The organism is Oceanobacillus arenosus (assembly GCF_003369575.1).
In the GTDB taxonomy this organism is placed as follows: domain Bacteria; phylum Bacillota; class Bacilli; order Bacillales; family Amphibacillaceae; genus Oceanobacillus; species Oceanobacillus arenosus.
In genome coordinates this window covers 125,829-149,350 of sequence record NZ_PIOC01000014.1, presented here as the reverse complement: position 1 = coordinate 149,350, position 23,522 = coordinate 125,829, and the positions used below count along the sequence as shown (strand labels likewise).

The following is a 23,522-nucleotide window of genomic DNA, read 5'->3' as shown; positions in this document are numbered from 1 at the left end:
AGCTCATTATATGGCGAAAGATTATGATTTAGTTATTCTCGGTGGAGGTACAGGGGGATATGTCGCTGCAATTCGAGCTGCACAATTAGGGTTAGAGGTAGCAATAGTTGAAAAGGAAAAACTTGGTGGTACTTGTCTACATCGTGGCTGTATTCCTTCCAAAGCATTACTTCGCAGTGCTGAAGTTTTTAGGCAAACAAAAGAAGCGAGTGCATATGGAATTGAAACAGAAAATACGGCATTAAACTTTTCAAAGGTACAGGAAAGAAAGCAACATGTTGTCGACAAATTACATCAAGGTGTATTAAGTCTGATGAAAAAAGGCAAGGTTGATATTTATAAAGGATTTGGTCGCATTTTAGGACCGAGCATTTTTTCACCAATTCCAGGAACCATTTCGGTTGAATATGAAAATGGTGATGAAAATACGATGCTAATCCCTAAAAATGTATTAATTGCCACTGGTTCGAAACCAAAATCTCTTCCAGGGTTGGAAATCGATGGAACGTTTGTCATGACATCTGATGAAGCATTAGAAATGGATTCATTACCAACCTCGATACTTATTGTTGGTGGTGGTGTTATTGGAATCGAGTGGGCCTCCATGCTTGCGGACTTTGGTGTAGAAGTTACCGTTCTAGAATTTCTAGAACAGATTTTGCCTACAGAAGATGTAGCAATTGCAAAAGAGGTTGAAAAGCTTTTGCGGAAAAAGGGAATTACATTTGTCAAGGGTGCTAAAGTTTTAGCAGATACCATTCGTAAGGAAGCACAGGTTACAATTGATGCAGAAGTGAATGGAGAGATACAGTCATTTACGGCAGGGAAAATGCTTGTTTCTGTTGGTCGTGAAGCAAATACCGTTAATATTGGTATTGAAAATACCGATATCGATTTAGAAAAAGGATATATCCAAACGAATCAATACTATCAGACAAAGGATTCCCATATATATGCGATTGGGGATGTAATTGGTGGGATGCAATTAGCACATGTAGCATCACGTGAAGGAATAATCGCAGTGGAGCATATGGCAAATGAAAGTCCATATCCAATCGATTATCATAATGTGCCAACATGTATCTATTCGAATCCAGAAGTAGCAAGCATTGGATATACCGAAAAAGAAGCAATAGAAAAAGGACATGATCTAAAGATAGGCGCATTTCCATTTAATGGAATCGGTAAAGCGCTCGTCTATGGTGAATCGGATGGGTTTGTAAAAATTATTACAGATAGGAACTCAAATGATTTACTAGGAATCCATATGGTTGGTCCACATGTAACAGATCTAATCTCCGAAGCAGGAATTGCAAAAGTGCTCGATGCAACTGCATGGGAAATTGCGCATACAATCCATCCACACCCATCTCTTTCAGAAATAATGGGTGAGGCCGCATTAGCGGTTGGAGGATTGCAAATACACGGATAGATGAACAGATTATCATTGGGGGCTAGTTCCTTACCCCAATGATATTACTGCTTATTTTAGCTTTACGAAGTCCTTTCATTAATACGAATACTATGTGTAATGTTAGATAAATAAAGGAGGAATCGTCGATGACTATTAATCGCCATGATGCACTCGGATTATCGGATGCTGATGTACTTGAAATATATAGAACGATGCTACTTGCCAGGAAAGTCGACGAAAGAATGTGGTTATTAAACCGTTCAGGAAAAATTCCATTCGTTATTTCTTGTCAGGGACAAGAAGCAGCACAGGTTGGTGCCTCTTTCGCATTAAATAGACAGAAAGACTATGTTGCCCCGTATTATCGTGATTTAGGGGTTGTTTTAGCGTTTGGGATGACTGCAAAGGATTTAATGCTTTCCGCCTTTGCGAAGGCGGAGGATCCGAATTCAGCTGGCAGACAGATGCCGGGCCATTTTGGTCAAAAGAAAAACAGAATTATCACAGGGTCTTCTCCAGTTACAACGCAAATACCGCATGCGGTTGGTGTTGCCTTAGCTGGGAAAATGGAAAAGCAGGATTTTGTTTCATTTGTAACATTAGGGGAAGGATCATCAAACCAAGGTGATTTTCATGAAGGCTTAAACTTTGCTGGCGTGCATAAATTGCCAGTAATCACGATGGTTGAGAATAATAAATATGCCATATCCGTTCCATTTGAAAAACAGATTGCAAGTGAGAATGTATCCATTCGGGCAAAAAGCTACGGAATGTTCGGGGAAACCATTGATGGCACTGACCCATTAGCAGTATATGCTGCAATCAAACAAGCCAGGGAACGTGCATTAAATGGGGAGGGTCCATCTTTAATCGAAGCAATAACCGATCGATTTACGGCCCATTCTAGTGATGATGATGATCGCACATATCGTGAAAAGGAAGAAGTTGAGGAAGCAAAGAAGAAGGACTCGATTATTACATTTGCAAACTATTTGCGGGAACTCGACGTGTTGACCAATGAAATAGAACAAGAATTTAATCGCGAAATAGATAGCATTGTCAACGAAGCAACTGATTACGCTGAGAATGCTCCATATGCAGCACCGGAAGATGCATTAAAACACGTATACGAAGAAATGTAAGGGGGATATGTTTATGACAGTAATGTCCTACATTCAAGCAATTACAACTGCTCTAAGAGAAGAAATGATTCGAGATGAAAAAGTATTTATATTAGGTGAAGATGTAGGGGTCAAAGGTGGTGTATTCCGGGCAACTGATGGTCTATATGAGGAGTTTGGTGCGGAACGTGTGTTAGACACTCCTCTTGCAGAATCAGCGATTGCTGGCGTCGGAATTGGTGCAGCAATGTATGGAATGCGTCCAGTTGCAGAAATGCAGTTCGCGGACTTTATTTTGCCGGCGGTAAATCAAATCATTTCTGAAGCAGCGAAAATTCGCTATCGCTCAAATAATGATTGGAATGTGCCGATTACCATCCGAGCTCCATATGGTGGTGGCGTCCATGGTGCCCTATACCATTCACAATCACTAGAATCCATCTTTGCTAACCAACCTGGATTGAAAATCGTAATGCCTTCAACACCGTATGATGCGAAGGGTTTACTTAAAGCAGCGATTCGTGATAACGACCCAGTATTATTTTTTGAACATAAGCGCGCATACCGATTATTAAAAGCAGATGTGCCAGAAGAAGACTATGTGCTGCCAATCGGTAAAGCAGATATAAAACGCGAAGGAACAGATATTACCATCATCACATATGGTCTCTGTATCCATTTTGCGCTTCAAGCTGCTGAAAAGCTTGCGGAAGAAGGAATCGATGCACATATTGTTGATCTAAGGACGGTCTATCCATTAGACAAAGAAGCAATTATTGCTGCCGCGAAGAAAACTGGAAAAGTATTATTGATTACAGAGGACAATAAAGAAGGTAGTATTATCGGTGAAGTTGCAGCAATCATCGCGGAAAATTGTCTATTTGATCTGGATGCGCCAATAATGAGATTAGCTGGTCCAGATGTTCCAGCAATGCCATATTCGCCACCAATGGAGAAATTCTTCATGGTTAATCCAGATAAAGTAGAAAAAGCAATGCGTGAGTTAGCAGAATTCTAATGAAGGAGGGGTGTAGGATGGCGAAGGAAAAGATTACAATGCCGCAATTGGGTGAAAGTGTGACAGAAGGTACGATTAGTACCTGGCTTGTCGAAGTCGGTGATAAGGTAAAAAAATACGATCCGATTGCTGAAGTGTTGACAGATAAAGTAAATGCAGAGGTTCCTTCCTCTTTTACAGGAACCATTCAACAATTAGTAGCAGCAGAAGGCGATACAATCGCAGTCGGTGAGTTGATGTGCTACATTGAAACAGAAGATGGAACGGTTGCGGACTCACCTGCAATTACAGCAAATAATGAAAAAATAGAGCCAGTGAAAGAGACGGCTAGCGTTGACCAATCGATGAAGAAAAGGTATTCACCTGCTGTTTTACGATTGGCACAGGAAAATGATCTCGATTTATTGACAGTTACTGGCACTGGAAAAGGCGGTAGAATTACTCGGAAAGATATCGAGAAAATACTTAACGAAAGTTCTGCAGAAACGATTCCTTCTCAACCGGTTTTGGAAGAACCAGTAAAGCATGAATTGCAAACCAATACCGTGGCACCTGACCTACATCAAGGAGATATTGAAATTCCAGTTCAAGGTGTTCGTAAAGTGATCGCGCAAAATATGGTAAGATCGACACAAGAGATTCCGCATGCGTGGATGACAGTTGAAGTAGATGTAACTGACTTGGTAACGTATCGAAACAAGCTTAAAGCTTCGTTTAAACAACAAGAAGGATTTAATTTAACTTTCTTTGCCTTCTTTGTAAAAGCGGTTGCCCAAGGGCTAAAGGAATACCCGCAACTAAATAGTCAATGGGCAGGACATAAAATCATTCAAAAGAAAGATATTAATCTCTCGATTGCAGTTGCGAATAATCAGGAGCTATTTGTTCCTGTTATTAAAAATGCGGATGAAAAGAGTATTAAAGGGATTGCCAAAGATATTTATGTGCTTGCAAATAAGGCAAGAACGGGAACGCTTAAAGCCGATGACATGAAAGATGGAACATTTACAGTAAATAATACTGGATCATTCGGATCGATTCATTCAATGGGGGTCATTAATTATCCACAAGCAGCTATTTTACAGGTAGAGTCGATTGTGAAACGACCCGTTATTATTAAAGATATGTTTGCTGCTAGAGATATGGTGAATTTATCGTTATCATTAGATCATCGAATCCTCGATGGCTTAATATGCGGAAGATTTTTGGCTCGAGTGAAAGAAATTCTTGAAAATATGAATGAAGCGACAACAAATATTTACTAATTAGAATGAGCCAGCTGAGTAATATAATTTGAAAATATTGATTTATCTTGTTAATCTTATATTAGTATTAAAATACGAACCTTGGAGGGACGGATCTAAATGGATTTTAATTTATTTATGAATGATGTTGTTGATGCAGCACGTAAAGATATAGTGGAAGCAGGGTATGAGGAATTAAAGGCTCCAGAAGATGTTGATGCAGCATTGTCACGTGAAGGAACAACATTAGTAATGGTGAATTCAACTTGTGGCTGTGCGGGTGGTATTGCGCGCCCAGCGGCAGCAAATTCTATTCACTTTGACAAACGACCAGACCATTTAGTAACTGTATTTGCAGGTCAAGATCGTGAAGCAACTGAAAGAGCACGGGAATATTTCGAAGGATATGCACCTTCATCACCTTCTTTTGCCTTATTAAAAGACGGTAAAATTGTGAAAATGATCGAACGTCATGATATTGAAGGACATAGTGCTGTTGATGTCACTGGTAAATTACAGCATTTATTTGACGAATATTGTGAAGAAGTTTAAGTAAACGAAGCTTTTATATTGATTTTTCTACTATCAATAAACATAAGACTGGCTCTTCTATTGCGGGTCAGTCTTTCTTTCATAAACTAGGAAGATATTTGCGAGGAGACATTATAGTGAAAATTGGCTATCGAACGATAAAAACTGCAGTAGGGACACCAATAGCAGTATCGATTGCTCAATTATTAGGTTTAACAAACTTTGTGTCCGCAGGTATATTGACGATTTTATGTATACAATCTTCTAGGAAGCGCTCCTTTGTTACCGCATGGGATCGTTTTTTAGCATGTGCTATTGCTAGTATTTATTCGTTTATTTTCTTTGAATTATTTGGACACAATCCAATTGCTTTAGGAATGATGCTGATTGCTTTTATTCCAACTACGGTATTCTTACATATTACATCGGGTATTGCAACTAGCTCCGTTATCATCCTGAACCTATATAGTGCTTCAAGTAATCCAACCTCCTTTTTAATGCAACAGTTTCTTCTCATTATTATTGGGATTGGTACGGCATTATTATTAAATTTGTATATGCCAAGTTTGGATAAAATCCTCGAAGACAAACAAAAAGAGCTTGAGGATAAATTTCAAGAGATTCTCTTCCAAATATCACGATACATTCGAAACAATGAGGAAGTGTGGGACGGAAAAGAAATTATTGAAAGTGAAGAAATGTTGAATAAAGCAAATAATCTAGTTGAAAGGGACATAGAAAATCATTTTATACGAAACAAGCACCCATACCGTGATTATTTTCGAATGCGCTACAGGCAGTTAGAACATTTAAAGGCGATGCTTCCTTTAGCATCACAATTAGAAAGGGCAGATGCATTGTCAGAGAGAATTGCCGATTATTTTGAACGACTCTCAAAGAATGTCTATCCAGAAAATACGGCAATTATATTCTTGAATGAGTTAAAGGAATTAAGAGCATCATTTAACCTAGAAAAATTACCAACTACTAGGGAAGCATTTGAAGTGCGATCAAATTTATTTCAATTATTACATGAGGTTGAAGATTATTTGAAAATTAAACAGAAATACAAAAAAACAGATATAAAATTAGTCAAGCGCTACGAAAGAAAAAGACAAGAATCCCAAGAATAATAAAAGACTGGAACATTCCCAGTCTTTTCCTCATTATTAAAAGTTAATAAAATATGCTAATCCAGCGGTTATAGTAGATATTAACATGGCGATAATCATAATGTATACGACTAATTTTTGTCTTTTTTCACGTTTTGATTTCTTTCTAGGTAATTGTTGCGTGTTTTGTTTTGTAGCCAAAAAAAGTCCTCCTCTTCTCTGCATTGCTAACTTTCATTTTAACGCGAAAGGAGGCAATGGACAAGTATTATTCACATTATGAATTTGCACTTTTGAAAATGCATGGAAATTAGCAAACTTCGGGGAGCTCCCTTAGAATAATATCATCCCCACATCTCATGTTGTAATATTTAAGAAAAATGTAGTACTCTATATATGTAGGAGGTTTTACATAATGACAACAGTAAATCAAGAAAGACTAGTAGAAGAATTTTTCGAATTGGTAAAGATTAATTCGGAAACCACAAACGAAGCAGAAATTGCAGAGGTATTGAAAAAGAAATTTTCCGAATTAGGTATCGAAGTAATTGAGGATGACAGCAAGAAAGTAACTGGCCACGGTGCCAATAATTTAATTTGCACCCTTAAAGGAAATAAAGAAGGTGTTGAGCCTATTTATTTCACATCACATATGGATACAGTTGTACCTGGACAAAATATCAAGCCATCAATTAAAGATGGAGTAATCGTCTCAGATGGAACAACGATTCTTGGTGCAGATGATAAAGCAGGGCTAGCAGCCATTTTTGAATCTTTAAGAATAATCAAGGAAAATAATCTGGCACATGGTGACATTCAATTCATTATCACTGCAGGTGAAGAATCAGGGCTTGTCGGTGCTAAGGCTTTAGATCGATCATTGATCCATGCAAAATACGGTTATGCACTTGACAGTGATGGAGAAGTCGGTGATATTGTTGTTGCTGCGCCAACGCAAGCAAAGGTCCATACGATTATTAAAGGAAAAACAGCACATGCTGGTTTAGCACCGGAAAAGGGTGTATCCGCAATTACGCTTGCTGCAAAAGCAATTTCGAAGATGCCCCTCGGTCGGATCGATGAAGAAACAACAGCAAATATTGGCCGATTTGAAGGCGGAAAACAGACCAACATCGTTGCGGATCATGTCGAAATATTAGCAGAAGCAAGATCACTTGTACCGGAGAAGATGGAAGCACAGGTTGCGAAAATGAAGGAAGCATTCGAAACAACTGCTAAATCACTAGGCGGTGAAGCAATCGTTGATATTCAAGTGATGTATCCTGGCTTTAGTCAAAAAGCAGGGGATCAAGTCGTTGAAGTAGCTAGAAACGCTGCGAAGGCTATTGGAAGAGAGAGCAAGCTGCTTAAAAGTGGTGGTGGCAGTGATGCAAACGTCATTGCTGGATTCGGAATACCTACTGTCAACTTAGCTGTAGGCTATGAAGAGATTCATACAACAAATGAAAGAATTGCGATTGCTGATCTTGTTAAAGTAACGGAACTAGTTGTTGCGATTATTTCAGAAGTAGCAGGCAACTAAACAAATGTTAAATTGGGCCCCTCAAGCTAACTAGCGAAGAGGGGCTATTCATTAGCAGGTGCGAAAGAATATAGTATTCATGTATTTAAACTCATATTGCATCAACTATTATTATTTACAACTTATATAAAGTACGGACTAACTTAGGATGATATTTTGCTTTCTAGACCACCGCTCCAGAAATACCCTTCGCGCACCTTAGGGGAGCTGGAGTCTTCGGGTATTTCTTCCGCTGGGGATAGTGCAGAATCTAGCAACAAAAGAATGATAAAACCACTAACTATCGACGTCGATTGTATCCAAATATTGGAGACTAGTGTACGAATAGCAACTACTGTCCAGTTCTGAAATCATAATCATCACTAGTCCGCACTTTATATCTACTATTAATTGAAAAGGCAATAGCCAGTAAACAGCCTATTATTACAAAAGGATGATTGAATATGGCCCAGCTAAAGCCCAATTCAAAAAAGGGTCGAGTTATTTTCCATATTGATATGAATTGTTTCTATGCATCGGTAGAAATGGCATATAATCCTAAGCTTAAAGGAAAGCCGTTAGCAATTGCTGGTAATCCCGAGGAACGCAAAGGGATAATCGTGACGAGTAGCTACGAGGCAAGGGCAAAGGGAGTTAAGACGACGATGACAATCTGGCAGGCGAGAAAGCTTTGTCCGGAATTAATTGTCATGCGCCCTAATTTTGACCGGTATCGAGAGGCATCGAGCGCTATTTTTAAAATACTTTCTGAAATTACGCCATATGTACAGCCAGTATCGATTGATGAAGGCTATATGGATGTAACGGGAAGCAATATGGATGGTACACCAATTGACCTTGCAGTTAACCTGCAACAACGGATATTAAATGAACTTGACATCCCTTGCAGTATTGGCATTGCTCCAAATAAATTTCTAGCAAAAATGGCTTCGGATATGAAGAAGCCACTAGGGATTACGGTTTTAAGGAAAAGAGAATTACCAACAACCCTTTGGCCATTAAAGGTAGAAGAAATGTATGGGGTCGGAGAAAAGACTGCAGAGAGGTTACATACAATCGATATCCATACGATTGGCGATCTTGCTAAAAAGGATTCCTATCAGTTAAAACAGCTATTAGGAATAAATGGGGAACGATTACGGAATCGAGCAAACGGCATTGACACAAGGCCGGTTGACCCAGAAGCGATCTATGATTTCAAAAGTATTGGTAGTTCGCAGACAATGGCAGAAGATACAACAGATGTAAACGTTATTCAGCGTCTATTGAAATTGTTAGCCGAAAATGTGGAGCGGAGAATGGGTCGAAAGGATGCATCAGGAAAAAGTATCCAAATTATGATTCGTTACCATAATCGAAATACGATTACCCGCAGCAGAAAACTACAAGCCTATATTGATAAGAAAGAAGATATCTATCAAATCGCAGATGAATTATTTCAGAAGCATTGGGATGGGGAGCCTGTGCGTTTACTTGGTATAACCGTTCAGGATGTAGAAGAAAAACGTAATATTGGCCAACAATTGGATTTATTTACCTATGAAAAGGTTGCAAGTAAAGAGAAGTTATATCGTACGATTGAGAATTTAACAGAAAAATATGGAGAAAATCCATTTAAACAATGGAAATCAGCAGACGATAAAGCTACGATGCAACCAAGAACGAGCTTTCAAAAAGATTTCTTAGATGATTTTAGAAAATAAAAGCTTACACAATAATCATTATTTGTGTAAGCTTTTAAGATTTATCCCGATTTTACTGGCTGTAAGACCCCCAATTAATGAAGTTTCTCTTTACTTCATTAATTGTTGAGCGATTGATTCGCTTATCTTGCCACCAGGATATCGGAAAGGCATATCGAATTTCGTTGTTTGCTTTAAGATGCTTTTATGATGGGAGAAGGTGTCGAAACTAAACTTGCCATGATAGGATCCCATTCCACTAGCACCAACACCACCAAATGGCAGATGTGGATTTGCTAAATGATATAGGCTATCATTTATCGATCCGCCACCAAATGATAAATATTCAACGACCTGTTGCTGCGTCTTATCGTCTTCACCAAAGTAATACAGTGCTAATGGTTTATCGCCGCTTTTAATTTTGAAAAGGGCATCATCTAAACTCGTAAACATTAGTATAGGTAAGATTGGTCCGAAGATTTCATCCTTCATTACGTCATCATTCCACGATACTTTATCTAGAATGGTTGGTTCAATCAATAATTCTTCTTTGTCGACGTTTCCGCCATGTACAATCTTCTCTTCATTTAAAAACTGTTCCAACCTCTCAAAATGCTGAACATTAATAATTCGCGTATAGTCCTTATTTTTTAATGGGTCCTTACCATATAACGCTTTGATTTGCTTAATCATCGCTTTTAATAATCTGAACTTCACTTTTTCGTGGACAATAACGTAATCAGGGGCTACACAGGTTTGACCAGCGTTTGTAAATTTGCCCCATACAATCCGTTTTGCAGCTAAATTAATGTTTGCGTCCTGATCAACAATTGCCGGGCTTTTTCCACCTAATTCTAATGTTACTGGTGTCAAATGCTCACTTGCGGCCCGCATAATGACTTTACCAACATTTTTACTTCCGGTGAAGAAAATATAGTCAAATGGATACGTTAATAATTCTGTTGTTGTTTCTTTTCCACCTTCAATTACGGTAAAGAAGGAGCCATCAAAATAAGACTTTACCATTTCTGCCAGTAAATAAGATGTTGATTTTGCTAGCTCTGAAGGTTTTAAGATGACGCAATTACCAGCAGCAATTGCACCAATCACTGGAGCAAGCGCGAGCTGCAATGGATAATTCCATGGAGAGATAACAAGAGTTACACCATATGGTTCTTTCATAATGTAACTCTTGGAGCCTTTATGTGTTAAAGGGGATGGTACTTTATCAGGTGCCATCCAATAACGCAGATTCTTAATTGCAAAATCAATTTCTGTATAAAGAAAGCCTAATTCTGTTGTAAATGCTTCATGCTTTGATTTATTTAAATCCATTTTTAATGATAAATATATCTTCGTTTCATTATCTTTCAACATTTGCTTTAATGTTTCTAATTGCTTTTTACGAAATTCATAATCAACCGTATTTCCATTCAAGAAATATGCTTGCTGATTCGTAAATGTCTCTTTAATCTGATCCAATGAAATCTCTCCTCTATGCTTTGAGTTCGACAGATAGCTGGTAAAAGTCAGTAGCGATGCTAGTATTTGGAAAAACTTCACATGCTTCATCAAGTAACCGCGTTGTATCTTCATCTTGATACCGTGATGATATATGGGTTAAAACAAGCTGATCAACATTGCCTATCTTCGCAATTGTTGCTGCCTGAGTCGTTGTAGAATGATAATAATCGGTTGCTAAATTTGCCTTATCCTGTTCAAATGTTGCTTCATGAACGAGAAGATTTGAATTCTCAATAAATTCCCGATGTCCTTCCTGGTAACGTGTGTCACCTAGGATACTAATGATTCTACCTTTTTTAGAAGGTCCAATAAAATCTTTCTGATAAAGAACTTTACCATCCTCGGTTTGAACGACATTATTTTCTTTGATTTGCTGATAAATTGGTCCCGGCATGACGCCAATATCGATTAAACTTTGAACAAGCAGCTCACCAATCTTATCTTTTTCGATAATACGAAATCCATAGCTCGGGATAACATGATCTAGTTTTTTTGCGTACACTTGAAATTTTTCTTCGTCGATTATTAATCCTTCATCTATTTCTACGATCGAAAGGGGATAGGATAAATGTGAACAGCTGAGACGTAAACTCGTTTCAATATATTCTTTAATCCCACTTGGACCATAAACTGTGAGTAACTCATCGCCACCTTGAAATGAGCGACTACTTAGTAATCCTGGTAGTCCAAAGATATGGTCACCATGTAAGTGTGTAATAAAAATTTTATTTATTTTTCTCGGTTTAATCGTTGTTCTCAGTATTTGATGCTGTGTTGCTTCCCCGCAATCAAATAACCATATATGATTAATTTCTTGTAATAATGATAGGGCAATTGCCGATACATTCCTTTCCTTCGAAGGGAGACCAGCACCTGTGCCAAGAAATGTTAACTCCATTATTCATCCTCCAACAATACATACTTGCTTCATTTATTTAGACTATTTCTTGAAAAGCAACCCTCTCGAAGTAAACAGCTTTTATCTATTATAGCAAATGAAGCGGAATTTCTATCAATCTAATACAATATTGCCCGATAATAGTTGCATTTAATCGTCTTGGTCATAAACATACATCTTTATATGAAGCAGTTAAAAACAGATTGAAGTATTGAGCTACTATGGTAAATTAATAAAAATACATATTCAACTGCTAAATGTCAATTAGTGTAGCTATTGGTTCTAAAAGTGTATAATAAAGGAGAAATAGTTTCAATTAGGGGGTACTTCGATGGAATTGACCATAACTAAAGAGGCAGAAGCGACAATTAAGGAACTGAATATAAATAATCATCGTGCTTTATTACTCTGGTATGATACGATTGATTGCGGTTGTGGAGTAAACGGCTTGCCAACTTTTCGATTGATCGATGAAAAAAAGCCATATTATCAAACTGTAGAAAACAGTAGCATTCAAACTTTTATTTTGGAACAGCAATCCGTTTTCTTCGCTAAATCAATGAAATTGGATTATAAAAATGGAACCTTTAAACTATCAAGTCCTGAAGGCATGTTAAATGCATTTATACCAGCTCAAAGCATACTTGATACTAATTTTAAGTAAGTGGAGGTAATACATATGAAAAAATTTGAAGAAAAAACAATTAAAACTGAAAAAATTTTCACAGGAAAGATTATTCAATTGCAGGTAGATGATGTCCGCTTACCGAATGGTGAAACATCTACACGTGAAATTATTAAACACCCTGGAGCAGTTGCAGTTATACCGATTACGAAAGACAATAAAATCGTCTTTGTTGAACAATATCGCAAGCCATTAGAAAAATCGCTCGTTGAGATCCCAGCTGGTAAACTGGAAGCGGGAGAAGAGCCAAAATCAGCAGCAATTAGAGAATTAGAAGAGGAAACAGGGTATACTACAAATGATTTATCCCTTGTAACATCTTTCTATACATCACCAGGATTCGCAGATGAGCTTATTACGATTTATATCACGGATACGATTGATAAATTAGCAACACCAGTCGCTGGTGATGAAGATGAGTTTGTGGAAATCATTGAATTAACATTGGATGAAGCAAAGCAATATGTCGAAGATGGGCGCATTCAAGATGCAAAAACAAATTATGCAATTCTTTACCTACATGCACTAGAAAGAAGGTAATTGTTTGAACTCATATTTTGCTGATATGCATATTCATATTGGTCGTGATATGTATAATAATCCAGTAAAAATTACCGCCTCAAAAAACCTAACCTTAACGAATGCCCTAATTGAGTCAAGTCGGAATAAAGGAATCGACTTAATCGGTGTCATTGATTGCCATGCACCAGCAGTGCAGCAAGAAATAAAACAGTTAATTGACCAAAAGAAAGCATTCGAATTGAATGATGGCGGTATTCGCTTTGAGAAAGTAACATTATTACTCGGGTCAGAAATCGAAATATATGACGAGAATTGTAAGGGACCAATCCATGTTCTCTGCTATTTTCCAACACTCGCAAATATTTCATATTTTTCAGAGTGGCTAACAACCAAAATGAAAAATATTACACTAAGCTCGCAACGCTATTATGGAAATGCAAAAGAGCTCCAATATAAGGTAAAAGAGTTAGATGGTATCTTCATCCCAGCACATATATTTACACCATTTAAAAGTCTTTATGGTAGAGGGGTCACGCGTTCACTCAATGAGGTGTTTGATGCCGATTTAATTGATGGTGTAGAACTTGGATTAAGCTCTGACACTTCGATGGCTGATCAGATAAGTGAACTCCATAACTATACCTACGTCACGAATTCTGACGCGCATTCCTTAGCAAAAATTGCGAGAGAGTACCAAGAAATTGATATGGAGGAACCCTCATTTAAGGAGTTTAATTTAGCCCTTCATGGCGTAAATGGTCGAGGTGTGAAACAAAATTATGGCATGAACCCTCTGCTCGGAAAATATCACCAAACCGTTTGCAATAACTGCTTGGAAAAAGTTGATTTAAATGCAACGGAGTGTCCAAATTGTGGATCAACAAAAATAATTAAAGGTGTGTTCGATCGAATTCAAGAATTAAAGGATACCGATAATAAAGTAGGGGAGCGACCAGCCTACTTATATCAAGTTCCACTTGAATATTTACCTAAATTAGGTCCGAAGACATTTGGAAAATTACTAGAGCGATTTGATACCGAAATGAATGTGATTCATCATGCAACTTATGAGCAATTAGTGGATGTTGTTTCCGAAAAACTAGCGCGCTCTATTATTGATATGAGAGAAGGAAAGTTAATAATAAATGCTGGCGGTGGCGGAAAATACGGCTCTATCTCGTAATTGTTTCATTTTCTAACAAATAAAAATAGATTTTTAGTATTATTACCCGGAATTCTTCATAGTTTTAATTAGAGTGTTATTTCTTGAATGGGGGATTCCGATGAATAATAATCGAACATTAATATTAAATCATGTTAGGGACAATGCCATTATTTATCTTTTTATGACAATTTTATTTTTAACTGGTATTATATTTGGGGCGATCATTGTTAATAGCATGAATTTTGTCCAAAAACAGGATTTGTTTTTTTATTTGGAACGGTTTTTTGGACAAATTATCAATGAACAGTCGGTTGATCACACAACGGTCTTAAAGCAAAGCTTCTTCTACCATATTAAATATTTATCGTTATTATTTATTTTAGGTTTATCTGTAGTAGGTCTGCCAATTGTTTGGATTCTATTGTATATAAAGGGACTTGTTATTGGCTTTTCGGTGGGTTTCATTGTTAATCAGCTAGGCTTTAAAGGACTATTGCTCGCAGCATTGTCGATTGCACCACAAAATATATTGATTATCCCAATTTACATTATTGCTGGAACATTGTCGATGATTTTCTCATTGACGCTACTTAACAAATTATTCTCACGTAGGAACTCGCAAACGATATTTCAGCCATTTAGCCGTTATATGGTCATCTTTACATTGCTTACCCTTGCCTCATTTGTTGCAGCGCTAGTTGAAGCGTTTATTTCTAATGCGGCAATGGAGACTTTAATCAAATCATTTTACTAATAATGAAACTTATATTATAATTATTATAAATACAAATTGAATATATTTATCTTTTGACACGTGTTTCATAGGTGCATATAATAAAGAAGGATATGAGGAGGCGACCTACTATGGAACATCGGATAGAGCGCATAAAAAAACAGCTCCATTCGGAGAGCTATAAACTAACCCCACAAAGGGAAGCAACATTACGTGTTTTGTTAGAGCGTGAGGAAGATCATCTAAGCGCTGAGGATGTGTATTTACTCGTAAAAGAAAAATCTCCAGAAATTGGTTTAGCTACGGTATATCGGACACTAGAGCTACTTTCTGAATTAAAAATTGTTGACAAAATAAACTTTGGTGATGGAGTTTCTCGCTATGACCTTCGAAAAGAAGGGGCAAAGCATTTTCATCATCATTTAGTATGTATTGAATGTGGTTCTGTTGAAGAAATTGTAAATGATTTACTAGAAGATGTAGAAAAAATTGTCCAAAGTGAATGGGGTTTTCAGGTACAGGATCATCGCCTTACCTTTCACGGAATTTGTAAGCAATGTCAATTAGCAGCTGTAAAAACAACGCAATAGGTTAAATAACGATGGCTTTTTCCAGTGAGGAAGAGGCTTTTTGATTTTAGAAAATTTACATCGGTAAATTAAGTGGTAGGAGAATATTCAGGAATCCGGATGTATATTGTTTATCTTTTTTGGCATATCTTTAAATAGAATACTATTTTACAAGGAGAGATTTGCCAGATGAAACGATTAATATGGGATACAATCAAAGTGTTTATACTCTTTATTGCTTGTACAAGTTTGTTTTTCTTTGGCCTACGGATGCTATCTGCGGAATATGATAACCATCATCGATATGATCCGCCAGAAGGACCATCTGTAAAGGTCTTTAATTCGGAACAGACTTTAATTGATCGATTGGACTTATTTTTTCGATTGGGAGAGTAGAAGAAATGTTAAACGATGCTAAAGAGGATTATTTTCATTTTTTACAAATAGAAAGGGGCTTGTCTGATAATACGCTTATCTCTTACAAACGAGATTTAGATGATTATATGCATTATGTTGAGAAAGTAAGCGGGAAATCAGAGTGGAATTCTGTAGCGAGAAATGATATTATTGGCTATCTCTATATGCTGAAGGATAATGGAAAGTCAACTGCTACCATTTCTCGACATGTATCCTCTATTCGGTCCTTTCACCAATTTTTAATTCGTGAACAGCTTGTAATGCAAGATGCAAGTTTACATATAGAAACACCGAAAAAGGAAAGAAGTCTTCCAGATGTCCTATCACTGGAGGAAGTGGAGTCATTATTAGCGGTACATGATCAGTCATTATTAGGAATTCGCAACAAGGCAATGTTAGAATTACTTTATGCAACTGGATTGCGTGTATCTGAGATGATTACCTTAAAAGTAAGTGATTTACACCTATCAATGGGATTTGTTCAATGTTTTGGAAAAGGTTCAAAGGAGAGAATTGTGCCAATAGGTGATGTCGCAATTAAAGCGGTAGAACATTATTTGCAGCATGCCAGGGATCAGATTCTGAAGCAGAAAAAGGAAACAATTTTATTTGTGAATCAACATGGACGACCATTATCCCGTCAAGGATTTTGGAAAATACTTAAAAAGGTTACAAAAGATGCTGGGATTGAGAAGACAATTACACCGCATACATTACGCCATTCCTTTGCAACCCATTTATTAGAAAACGGCGCGGATTTAAGAGTTGTCCAAGAATTACTCGGACATGTTGATATTTCAACAACACAAATCTATACCCATGTATCAAAAGCTAGATTAAAAGATATGTATAAAGCATTTCATCCCCGTGCGTAAGAATTAGGAATTCTAAACATAGATTTATGCATTTATGGGAACATATTGGTAGGAGGTTTTTAAAATGGCAAAATTTAAACGTATATTTGTAATTGTAATGGACTCTGTAGGAATTGGCGAGGCACCAGATGCCGCAAAATTCAATGATCTTGGTGCAGATACATTAGGGCATATTGCGGAAAGAATGAATGGACTACATATGCCTAATATGGGTATACTCGGCCTAAGCAATATAAAAAAGATTAAAGGTATTGACACAGCGGAAACTCCAAAGGCGCATTATACAAAAATGCAGGAAGCTTCAAATGGGAAAGATACGATGACAGGGCATTGGGAAATTATGGGATTAAATATTCAAGAAGCCTTCCAAACCTTTCCAAATGGCTTTCCACCTGAGTTGATTCTAGAATTGGAAGAGAAAACAGGACGGAAAATAATTGGTAATACACCTGCATCTGGAACAGCAATTATCGAAGAGCTTGGTGAAGAGCATATGAATACAGGAGCATTGATTGTTTACACATCGGCAGACCCTGTCCTACAAATTGCTGCACACGAGGAAATTATCCCAATTGAGGAACAATATCGAATCTGTGAAATTGCTAGAGAATTAACGTTGGATGAAAAATATAAAGTAGGACGAGTCATTGCCCGGCCATTTATTGGAAAACCGGGTGCATTTGAACGGACATCGAACCGTCATGATTATGCACTTAAGCCATTTAATCGTACCGTAATGAATGAATTAAAGGATAATCAATTTGATGTCATAGCCCTAGGAAAAATCTCAGATATTTTTGATGGTGAAGGAATTACTGAAGCAAGAAGAACCATCGACAATGATGATGGTATGACAAAGCTTGTAGAGACACTAAAACAGAATTTTACAGGAATCAGCTTTTTAAATTTGGTTGACTTTGATGCGAATTATGGTCATCGCCGCGATCCAGAAGGGTACGGCAAGGCATTAGAAGAATTTGATGCGCGACTTGCTGAAGTATTTCCACTACTGCAAGAAGAGGATTTATTAATTATCACTGCAGACCATGGGAATGATCCTGTTCATCATGGTACAGACCATACACGTGAATTTGTACCATTAATCGTTCATCATAAACAAATTACGAGAGGTAAGGAATTACCGATCAGAGAAACATTTGCAGACATTGGTGCAACAATTGCAGATAATTTCGAAGTGAGAATGCCAGCATATGGAACAAGCTTTTTATCCGATATTAAATAGGGGAGAATGGAATATGAACCAAGCTACAATTAAAGAGGCAAGTAATTACATTGAAAATAAATATACGATTAAACCAACGATTGGGTTAATTTTGGGTTCTGGTTTAGGGGTGCTAGCCGATCAGATTGAGAACCCAGTTATCATTGAATATAAAGATGTTCCCCATTTTCCTGAGTCAACAGTAGCCGGACACAAAGGGCAATTGGTGATCGGTTCATTAGAAGGAAAACAAGTGATCGCCATGCAGGGAAGATTTCATTATTATGAAGGATATTCGATGGAACAAGTAACCTTTCCTGTACGCGTAATGAAACAATTAGGGATTGAATCGCTTATCGTTACCAATGCTGCAGGGGGAATTAACACGAACTTCAGTCCTGGGGATTTAATGATAATAACGGATCATCTAAACAATATGGGCACGAATCCACTAATTGGAAAAAATGATGATCAACTAGGTGATCGCTTCCCTGATATGTCTAGATGCTATGATCAAGAATATATTGAGCATGCCGAACAATGTGCGATGGAGCTTAATATCAATATTCAAAAGGGAATCTATGTGGGAAATACTGGACCAGCATATGAAACACCAGCAGAGATAAGGATGTTAAGAACACTAGGTGGAGATGCGGTTGGTATGTCTACTGTTCCAGAAGTAATCGTGGCAAACCATGCGAAAATCCGTGTCTTAGGAATTTCATGTATTTCCAATATGGCAGCAGGTATATTGGATCAGCCATTAACACATGCAGAAGTAATGGATACAACAAATAAGGTAAGAGAAAACTTCCTGCAATTTATTAAGAAAGTGATCGACACACTACCACAATAATTTCGAGGTTGGTGATATATATGAGAATGTATGACATTATTGAAAAAAAGCGTGATGGCAAAGAATTAACGAATGAGGAAATTCAATTTTTTATTAATGGGTATACCGCAGAAGAAATCCCGGATTATCAAGTAAGTGCCCTGTTAATGGCGATATTTTTTCAAGGAATGACTGCAAAGGAACGCGCAGATTTAACGAAAGCAATGGTAGAGTCTGGAGATCAAATCGATTTATCAGCAATTGATGGAGTAAAGGTCGATAAACATTCTACTGGAGGCGTCGGAGATACGACAACATTAGTCCTAGCACCATTAGTTGCATCTCTCGGTGTACCAGTGGCGAAGATGAGTGGAAAAGGGCTCGGCCACACTGGGGGAACGATTGATAAATTAGAATCTGTACCTGGATTCCATGTTGAAATAACAAATGATGCATTTGTTCGATTAGTAAATGAGAATAAAGTCGCCGTAATCGGACAATCAGGGAATCTGACACCCGCTGATAAAAAACTGTATAGTTTAAGGGATGTAACAGCCACTGTGAACTCTATTCCACTTATTGCGAGTTCAATTATGAGTAAGAAGATTGCTGCTGGTGCAGATGCAATTGTTCTCGATGTTAAAACGGGTGAGGGCGCATTTATGAAAGTGCTTGAGGATTCCAAGGAATTGGCGAAAGCAATGGTATCAATTGGGAATCAGGTTGGCCGTAAAACAGTTGCAATCATTTCCGATATGAATCAACCACTCGGGTTTGCAATAGGCAATGCACTTGAAGTTAAAGAAGCAATTGAAACATTGCGTGGAAAAGGTCCAAGGGATTTAACAGAGCTTTGTCTCACATTAGGCAGCCAAATGGTCGTATTAGCTGGTATGGCAACAGATGTAGATGATGCAAGAGCGAAATTAATGGAAAATCTGGAAAATGGAAAAGCACTTGAACAATTTAAAGTTTTCCTTAAAGCACAGGGTGGGGATTCATCTGTTGTTGATGACCCAACGTTATTACCTGAAGCAGCATATAAAGTAGAATTGCCTGCAAAATCGACAGGAACTGTTGAAGCTATGTTCGCCAATGAACTCGGTACAGCAGCAATGCAACTAGGTGCAGGACGTGCGACGAAAGACTCCATGATAGATCTTGCTGTTGGTTTAGTTCTTCATAAGAAAATTGGTGATAAAGTTTCTGAAGGGGAATCATTGCTTACGATCCATGCGAATAATGAGGACCTGGAACAAATCAAGGCCAAATTATATGACAGTATTACTATATCTACAAAATCGGTTACAGTGCCTACACTTATCTATGATACGATAACCGAATAATAGTGAGCACATTCAAATTTTAGTTTATAACTAAATATTGGATGTGCTTTTTGCTTTCCTATCCAGATTGAAAGTATAAGTTTGCACACTTCTGGCAATCCTAATGTTATATCGATTGTTGGAGGTAAAACTATGAAAAAGTACATATTAATTGTAACAATACTATTTTCAATCAATGCTATTTTTCCATCTATTGCAGCTTTAGCAGAGGAAAAACCTACAGATAATACAATGGATGGATTGAATCTAGCACCGAATACAAAGTCTGCCATCTTAATTGAAAGAGATACAGGAAAAATGCTCTATGACAAGAATGCACATGAAAAGCTACCACCAGCAAGTATGACGAAAGTAATGACATTATTATTAATCATGGAGTCTCTTGAAAAAGGAAATTTAAAGCTTGATGAAATGGTACGTGTTAGTGAGCATGCAGCCTCTATGGGCGGTTCGCAAATTTTTCTTGAAGCAGGAGAAGAGATGTCGGTAGATGATCTACTAAAGGGAATTGCAATTGCATCTGGTAATGATGCGAGTGTAGCTATGGCGGAAAGAATTGCAGGAAGTGAAGAAGCATTCGTAAAGAAAATGAATGATAAGGCAAAGGAACTAAAACTAGAAAATACGAAGTTCCAAAATACAACGGGATTGCCTGCTGCTGATCATTATAGTACTGCTTATGATATGGCAATCATGGCAAAAGAGTTATTGAAATATGAAACAATCACAAATTATACCTCTATTTACGAAGATTATTTACGAAAAGGGAAAGATAATGAATTTTGGTTAGTAAATACAAATAAACTGGTGCGTTTTTATCCTGGTGTGGATGGTTTAAAAACGGGATTCACACGTGAGGCGATGTATTGTTTGACAGCGACAGCAGAAAAAGACGGCATGCGCGTGATCGCTGTTGTTATGGGGGCAAAAACACCAAAGGAAAGAAATGCAACGGTATCAAGTATGCTTGACTATGCGTTTAATAGCTTTGAAACAAATAAACTATTTAGTAAAAATGAAAAAATTACGGATTTAAAATTATTAAAAGCAGACAAAAGGACGATTAAGGTTGTCACATCAGAATCAATAAGTACCTTACATCCAAAAGGGGAATCGGTTGAAAATATAAAATCAGAAATTGTACTCAATAAAAAGATCAGCCTACCAATTAGCATCGGTGATCAAGTTGGCAAGTTAGTTGTCAAGGATGGTGAGAAAACCATTCTAGAATCCCCATTAACGGTGGATGAAAATATTGGAAGAGCTTCCTATCTTACGTTATTAAAAAGGTCGATACAAGCAATCGTGAAATCTAATTAAATAACGAGAATATCGTCGAAATGCTTCTTCTTTTGTCATGGAGCAGGAATTAACCCATCTAGTCGAGAAAAAGTATATAGAGTCTAAATGCGAGGAGGAATAGTAATGGGACTTCATTCAATGTTTGATGTTAAAGAAGATGTATTAATTGTTAGGCTCGCCGGGGAGCTAGATCATCATGAAGCAGAGCATTTAAGAAATAGCTGGAAGGATATGATTTATTCGAATTCAATTAAGCATGTCATCTTAAATCTAGAAAATGTAACCTTCATGGATAGTTCTGGATTGGGCGTTATTTTAGGTCGATATAAAGAAGTATTACAGCTTGGCGGAGAGATGGTTGTATGCTCTATCTCACCTTCAATCAAACGTTTGTTTGAAATGTCTGGACTCTTTAAAATTGTACGTCTAGAAGAGAATGAAGCTTTTGCTTTAGAGACATTGGGGGTGGCCTCATGAAAAATGAAATGAGTATAGAGTTTTCTAGTATAAGTGAAAATGAAGCATTTGCAAGAGTTACGGTAGCAGCCTTCATTTCCCAACTAGATCCAACAATGGATGAATTAACGGAAATAAAAACAGTCGTGTCTGAGGTGGTTACAAACGCAATCATTCATGGCTATAACAATGAAAACCACCATAAAATTTACATTTCATGTGCAATCCAAGACGATGAAATTGAACTGACTGTCAAAGACAATGGCGTCGGAATTCTGGATATCGATAGGGCCAGAGAGCCTTTGTATACTTCAAAACCCGATTTGGAAAGATCTGGTATGGGCTTTACGATTATCGAAAATTTTATGGACTCGGTTGTAGTTACTTCCTCAGCCGATAAGGGTACGACTGTAAACATGACAAAGCAACTCATTAACAGTAAAACGGTTTATAATTAGGGACAGCGCCAATGGATGTAAATGTAAAAAACAATAAGCGTAAAGCAACCCTATCGGACGAACAGGTGAAGGATTATATTTACAAGAGTCAGCATGGGGACAAGCTGGCTAGAGATATATTAGTTGAAAATAATATTCGATTGGTTTGGTCTGTTGTGCAGCGCTTTATTAATCGCGGTTATGATCCGGATGATTTATTTCAGATTGGCAGTATCGGTCTGATAAAATCGATTGATAAATTCGATCTTTCTTATGATGTTCGCTTTTCCACGTATGCCGTGCCTATGATTATTGGTGAAATCCAACGTTTTATTAGAGATGATGGTAGTGTGAAAGTTAGCCGATCATTAAAGGAAATTGGCAATAAAATCCGTAGAAAAAAAGATGAAATGACGAAGCAGTTAGGAAGATCACCGACGATTAATGAAATTGCCGAAGTTCTGGAAATCACCCCAGAGGATGTTGTGCTTGCACAAGAGGCAGCGAAAACCCCGCATTCGATACATGAAACGGTATTTGAAAATGACGGAGATCCAATAACATTATTGGATCAAATAGCCGATCAAGATACGAAATGGTTTGACAAATTTAATTTAGAAGAAGCAATTAAAAGCTTAAATGATCGCGAGCGATTAATCATCTACTTACGCTATTACAAGGACCAAACACAAACGGAAGTCGCAGAAAGACTAGGAATTTCCCAAGTACAAGTATCACGGCTAGAGAAAAAAATACTGCTTGATATGAAAATAAATATGGATCCTTAATACTATACTAAAGACTAAACAGATCATTACAAATTGTGATGATCTGTTTTTATATTTAAAAGTAATGGTTTATTATTGAATAT

Annotated in this window: 25 protein-coding genes; 22 read left to right on the top strand and 3 right to left on the bottom strand. The window is 37.3% G+C overall.

Annotated elements, in window-relative coordinates:
- Nucleotides 1-10 precede the first annotated feature (10 nt).
- The 6 genes from lpdA (at nucleotide 11) to CWR48_RS08835 (ending at nucleotide 6,461) form a co-directional block, all read left to right on the top strand.
- Complete coding sequence (lpdA, locus tag CWR48_RS08860; RefSeq protein WP_115772876.1) at nucleotides 11-1,432, top strand: dihydrolipoyl dehydrogenase; 1,422 nt, start codon at nucleotides 11-13, stop codon at nucleotides 1,430-1,432.
- A 128-nt stretch (nucleotides 1,433-1,560) separates the two neighbouring features.
- Complete coding sequence (locus tag CWR48_RS08855) at nucleotides 1,561-2,556, top strand: thiamine pyrophosphate-dependent dehydrogenase E1 component subunit alpha (protein ID WP_115772875.1); 996 nt, start codon at nucleotides 1,561-1,563, stop codon at nucleotides 2,554-2,556.
- Between the two features lie 13 nt (nucleotides 2,557-2,569).
- Nucleotides 2,570-3,553, top strand: coding sequence for an alpha-ketoacid dehydrogenase subunit beta (locus tag CWR48_RS08850; protein ID WP_115772874.1), 984 nt, complete (start codon nucleotides 2,570-2,572; stop codon nucleotides 3,551-3,553).
- Nucleotides 3,554-3,570: 17 nt separating this feature from the next.
- A complete protein-coding gene (locus CWR48_RS08845) occupies nucleotides 3,571-4,818 on the top strand; it encodes a dihydrolipoamide acetyltransferase family protein (protein ID WP_115772873.1) in 1,248 nt (415 codons plus the stop codon).
- Nucleotides 4,819-4,917: 99 nt separating this feature from the next.
- On the top strand, nucleotides 4,918-5,349 hold the full coding sequence (locus CWR48_RS08840) for a BrxA/BrxB family bacilliredoxin (protein ID WP_115772872.1): 432 nt from the start codon (nucleotides 4,918-4,920) through the stop codon (nucleotides 5,347-5,349).
- Nucleotides 5,350-5,465: 116 nt separating this feature from the next.
- On the top strand, nucleotides 5,466-6,461 hold the full coding sequence (locus CWR48_RS08835; protein WP_115772871.1) for an aromatic acid exporter family protein: 996 nt from the start codon (nucleotides 5,466-5,468) through the stop codon (nucleotides 6,459-6,461).
- Nucleotides 6,462-6,497: 36 nt separating this feature from the next.
- On the opposite strand, the gene prli42 is transcribed toward CWR48_RS08835, so the two are convergent.
- Entirely contained in the window at nucleotides 6,498-6,641 is a 144-nt protein-coding gene (prli42, locus tag CWR48_RS20405; protein ID WP_245976771.1) for a stressosome-associated protein Prli42, read from the bottom strand.
- A 214-nt stretch (nucleotides 6,642-6,855) separates the two neighbouring features.
- Here prli42 and CWR48_RS08830 point away from each other — a divergent pair, with 214 nt between their 5' ends.
- Nucleotides 6,856-7,983, top strand: a complete 1,128-nt coding sequence (locus CWR48_RS08830; protein ID WP_115772870.1) for a M20/M25/M40 family metallo-hydrolase — start codon at nucleotides 6,856-6,858, stop codon at nucleotides 7,981-7,983.
- A gap of 443 nt (nucleotides 7,984-8,426) precedes the next feature.
- The gene (locus CWR48_RS08825; RefSeq protein WP_115772869.1) at nucleotides 8,427-9,686 is read left to right on the top strand and encodes a DNA polymerase IV; all 1,260 of its coding nucleotides are present in this window, start codon (nucleotides 8,427-8,429) and stop codon (nucleotides 9,684-9,686) included.
- Between the two features lie 90 nt (nucleotides 9,687-9,776).
- Here the strand turns inward: CWR48_RS08825 and CWR48_RS08820 are convergent, their stop codons facing one another.
- Entirely contained in the window at nucleotides 9,777-11,147 is a 1,371-nt protein-coding gene (locus tag CWR48_RS08820) for an aldehyde dehydrogenase (protein ID WP_245976770.1), read from the bottom strand.
- A gap of 13 nt (nucleotides 11,148-11,160) precedes the next feature.
- The gene (gene rnz, locus CWR48_RS08815; protein ID WP_115772867.1) at nucleotides 11,161-12,087 is read right to left on the bottom strand and encodes a ribonuclease Z; all 927 of its coding nucleotides are present in this window, start codon (nucleotides 12,085-12,087) and stop codon (nucleotides 11,161-11,163) included.
- 331 nt (nucleotides 12,088-12,418) lie between these two features.
- On the opposite strand from rnz, the gene CWR48_RS08810 reads away from it, so the two are divergent.
- From CWR48_RS08810 to sigF, 14 genes are all read left to right on the top strand, one after another.
- Nucleotides 12,419-12,751 (top strand): iron-sulfur cluster biosynthesis family protein, encoded by a 333-nt coding sequence (locus CWR48_RS08810; RefSeq protein WP_115772866.1) that lies wholly within the window; start codon nucleotides 12,419-12,421, stop codon nucleotides 12,749-12,751.
- 15 nt (nucleotides 12,752-12,766) lie between these two features.
- Nucleotides 12,767-13,312 (top strand): NUDIX hydrolase, encoded by a 546-nt coding sequence (locus tag CWR48_RS08805; protein ID WP_115772865.1) that lies wholly within the window; start codon nucleotides 12,767-12,769, stop codon nucleotides 13,310-13,312.
- Nucleotides 13,313-13,316: 4 nt separating this feature from the next.
- Complete coding sequence (locus CWR48_RS08800) at nucleotides 13,317-14,477, top strand: endonuclease Q family protein (protein WP_245976769.1); 1,161 nt, start codon at nucleotides 13,317-13,319, stop codon at nucleotides 14,475-14,477.
- A 100-nt stretch (nucleotides 14,478-14,577) separates the two neighbouring features.
- Nucleotides 14,578-15,213 (top strand): stage II sporulation protein M, encoded by a 636-nt coding sequence (gene spoIIM, locus CWR48_RS08795; RefSeq protein ID WP_115772864.1) that lies wholly within the window; start codon nucleotides 14,578-14,580, stop codon nucleotides 15,211-15,213.
- Between the two features lie 110 nt (nucleotides 15,214-15,323).
- Complete coding sequence (gene fur / locus CWR48_RS08790; protein ID WP_115772863.1) at nucleotides 15,324-15,782, top strand: ferric iron uptake transcriptional regulator; 459 nt, start codon at nucleotides 15,324-15,326, stop codon at nucleotides 15,780-15,782.
- A gap of 168 nt (nucleotides 15,783-15,950) precedes the next feature.
- Nucleotides 15,951-16,157 (top strand): YqzK family protein, encoded by a 207-nt coding sequence (locus CWR48_RS08785; protein WP_115772862.1) that lies wholly within the window; start codon nucleotides 15,951-15,953, stop codon nucleotides 16,155-16,157.
- A gap of 5 nt (nucleotides 16,158-16,162) precedes the next feature.
- Nucleotides 16,163-17,053 carry a site-specific tyrosine recombinase XerD gene (gene xerD / locus CWR48_RS08780; protein ID WP_115772861.1) on the top strand — a complete coding sequence of 297 codons (891 nt, stop codon included), beginning with the start codon at nucleotides 16,163-16,165 and terminating at the stop codon, nucleotides 17,051-17,053.
- 64 nt (nucleotides 17,054-17,117) lie between these two features.
- Nucleotides 17,118-18,296, top strand: a complete 1,179-nt coding sequence (gene deoB, locus CWR48_RS08775; protein ID WP_115772860.1) for a phosphopentomutase — start codon at nucleotides 17,118-17,120, stop codon at nucleotides 18,294-18,296.
- A 13-nt stretch (nucleotides 18,297-18,309) separates the two neighbouring features.
- Nucleotides 18,310-19,131 (top strand): purine-nucleoside phosphorylase, encoded by an 822-nt coding sequence (locus CWR48_RS08770; protein ID WP_115773070.1) that lies wholly within the window; start codon nucleotides 18,310-18,312, stop codon nucleotides 19,129-19,131.
- 20 nt (nucleotides 19,132-19,151) lie between these two features.
- Nucleotides 19,152-20,456 carry a pyrimidine-nucleoside phosphorylase gene (locus CWR48_RS08765; protein WP_115772859.1) on the top strand — a complete coding sequence of 435 codons (1,305 nt, stop codon included), beginning with the start codon at nucleotides 19,152-19,154 and terminating at the stop codon, nucleotides 20,454-20,456.
- A 132-nt stretch (nucleotides 20,457-20,588) separates the two neighbouring features.
- Nucleotides 20,589-21,776: a D-alanyl-D-alanine carboxypeptidase family protein gene (locus CWR48_RS08760; RefSeq protein WP_115772858.1), complete on the top strand. Its 1,188-nt coding sequence runs from the start codon at nucleotides 20,589-20,591 to the stop codon at nucleotides 21,774-21,776.
- A 105-nt stretch (nucleotides 21,777-21,881) separates the two neighbouring features.
- A complete protein-coding gene (spoIIAA, locus tag CWR48_RS08755; protein ID WP_115772857.1) occupies nucleotides 21,882-22,235 on the top strand; it encodes an anti-sigma F factor antagonist in 354 nt (117 codons plus the stop codon).
- Nucleotides 22,232-22,672 (top strand): anti-sigma F factor, encoded by a 441-nt coding sequence (gene spoIIAB / locus CWR48_RS08750; RefSeq protein WP_115772856.1) that lies wholly within the window; start codon nucleotides 22,232-22,234, stop codon nucleotides 22,670-22,672. The genes spoIIAA and spoIIAB overlap by 4 nt, the downstream gene beginning before the upstream one ends.
- Before the next feature lie 11 nt (nucleotides 22,673-22,683).
- Nucleotides 22,684-23,439: an RNA polymerase sporulation sigma factor SigF gene (gene sigF / locus CWR48_RS08745; RefSeq protein ID WP_115772855.1), complete on the top strand. Its 756-nt coding sequence runs from the start codon at nucleotides 22,684-22,686 to the stop codon at nucleotides 23,437-23,439.
- The last annotated feature ends 83 nt before the right edge of the window (nucleotides 23,440-23,522 follow it).

Coding starts and splice junctions, on each gene's coding strand:
- fur (WP_115772863.1), top strand. CDS start 15,324: ATGGAACATCGGATAGAGCGCATAAAAAAACAGCTCCATTCGGAGAGC.
- xerD (WP_115772861.1), top strand. CDS start 16,163: ATGTTAAACGATGCTAAAGAGGATTATTTTCATTTTTTACAAATAGAA.
- CWR48_RS08850 (WP_115772874.1), top strand. CDS start 2,570: ATGACAGTAATGTCCTACATTCAAGCAATTACAACTGCTCTAAGAGAA.
- lpdA (WP_115772876.1), top strand. CDS start 11: ATGGCGAAAGATTATGATTTAGTTATTCTCGGTGGAGGTACAGGGGGA.
- CWR48_RS08760 (WP_115772858.1), top strand. CDS start 20,589: ATGAAAAAGTACATATTAATTGTAACAATACTATTTTCAATCAATGCT.
- sigF (WP_115772855.1), top strand. CDS start 22,684: ATGGATGTAAATGTAAAAAACAATAAGCGTAAAGCAACCCTATCGGAC.
- CWR48_RS08840 (WP_115772872.1), top strand. CDS start 4,918: ATGGATTTTAATTTATTTATGAATGATGTTGTTGATGCAGCACGTAAA.
- CWR48_RS08810 (WP_115772866.1), top strand. CDS start 12,419: ATGGAATTGACCATAACTAAAGAGGCAGAAGCGACAATTAAGGAACTG.
- CWR48_RS08830 (WP_115772870.1), top strand. CDS start 6,856: ATGACAACAGTAAATCAAGAAAGACTAGTAGAAGAATTTTTCGAATTG.
- CWR48_RS08805 (WP_115772865.1), top strand. CDS start 12,767: ATGAAAAAATTTGAAGAAAAAACAATTAAAACTGAAAAAATTTTCACA.
- spoIIM (WP_115772864.1), top strand. CDS start 14,578: ATGAATAATAATCGAACATTAATATTAAATCATGTTAGGGACAATGCC.
- CWR48_RS08825 (WP_115772869.1), top strand. CDS start 8,427: ATGGCCCAGCTAAAGCCCAATTCAAAAAAGGGTCGAGTTATTTTCCAT.
- CWR48_RS08845 (WP_115772873.1), top strand. CDS start 3,571: ATGGCGAAGGAAAAGATTACAATGCCGCAATTGGGTGAAAGTGTGACA.
- deoB (WP_115772860.1), top strand. CDS start 17,118: ATGGCAAAATTTAAACGTATATTTGTAATTGTAATGGACTCTGTAGGA.
- CWR48_RS08785 (WP_115772862.1), top strand. CDS start 15,951: ATGAAACGATTAATATGGGATACAATCAAAGTGTTTATACTCTTTATT.
- CWR48_RS08855 (WP_115772875.1), top strand. CDS start 1,561: ATGACTATTAATCGCCATGATGCACTCGGATTATCGGATGCTGATGTA.
- spoIIAA (WP_115772857.1), top strand. CDS start 21,882: ATGGGACTTCATTCAATGTTTGATGTTAAAGAAGATGTATTAATTGTT.
- CWR48_RS08770 (WP_115773070.1), top strand. CDS start 18,310: ATGAACCAAGCTACAATTAAAGAGGCAAGTAATTACATTGAAAATAAA.
- CWR48_RS08765 (WP_115772859.1), top strand. CDS start 19,152: ATGAGAATGTATGACATTATTGAAAAAAAGCGTGATGGCAAAGAATTA.
- spoIIAB (WP_115772856.1), top strand. CDS start 22,232: ATGAAAAATGAAATGAGTATAGAGTTTTCTAGTATAAGTGAAAATGAA.
- rnz (WP_115772867.1), bottom strand. CDS start 12,087: ATGGAGTTAACATTTCTTGGCACAGGTGCTGGTCTCCCTTCGAAGGAA.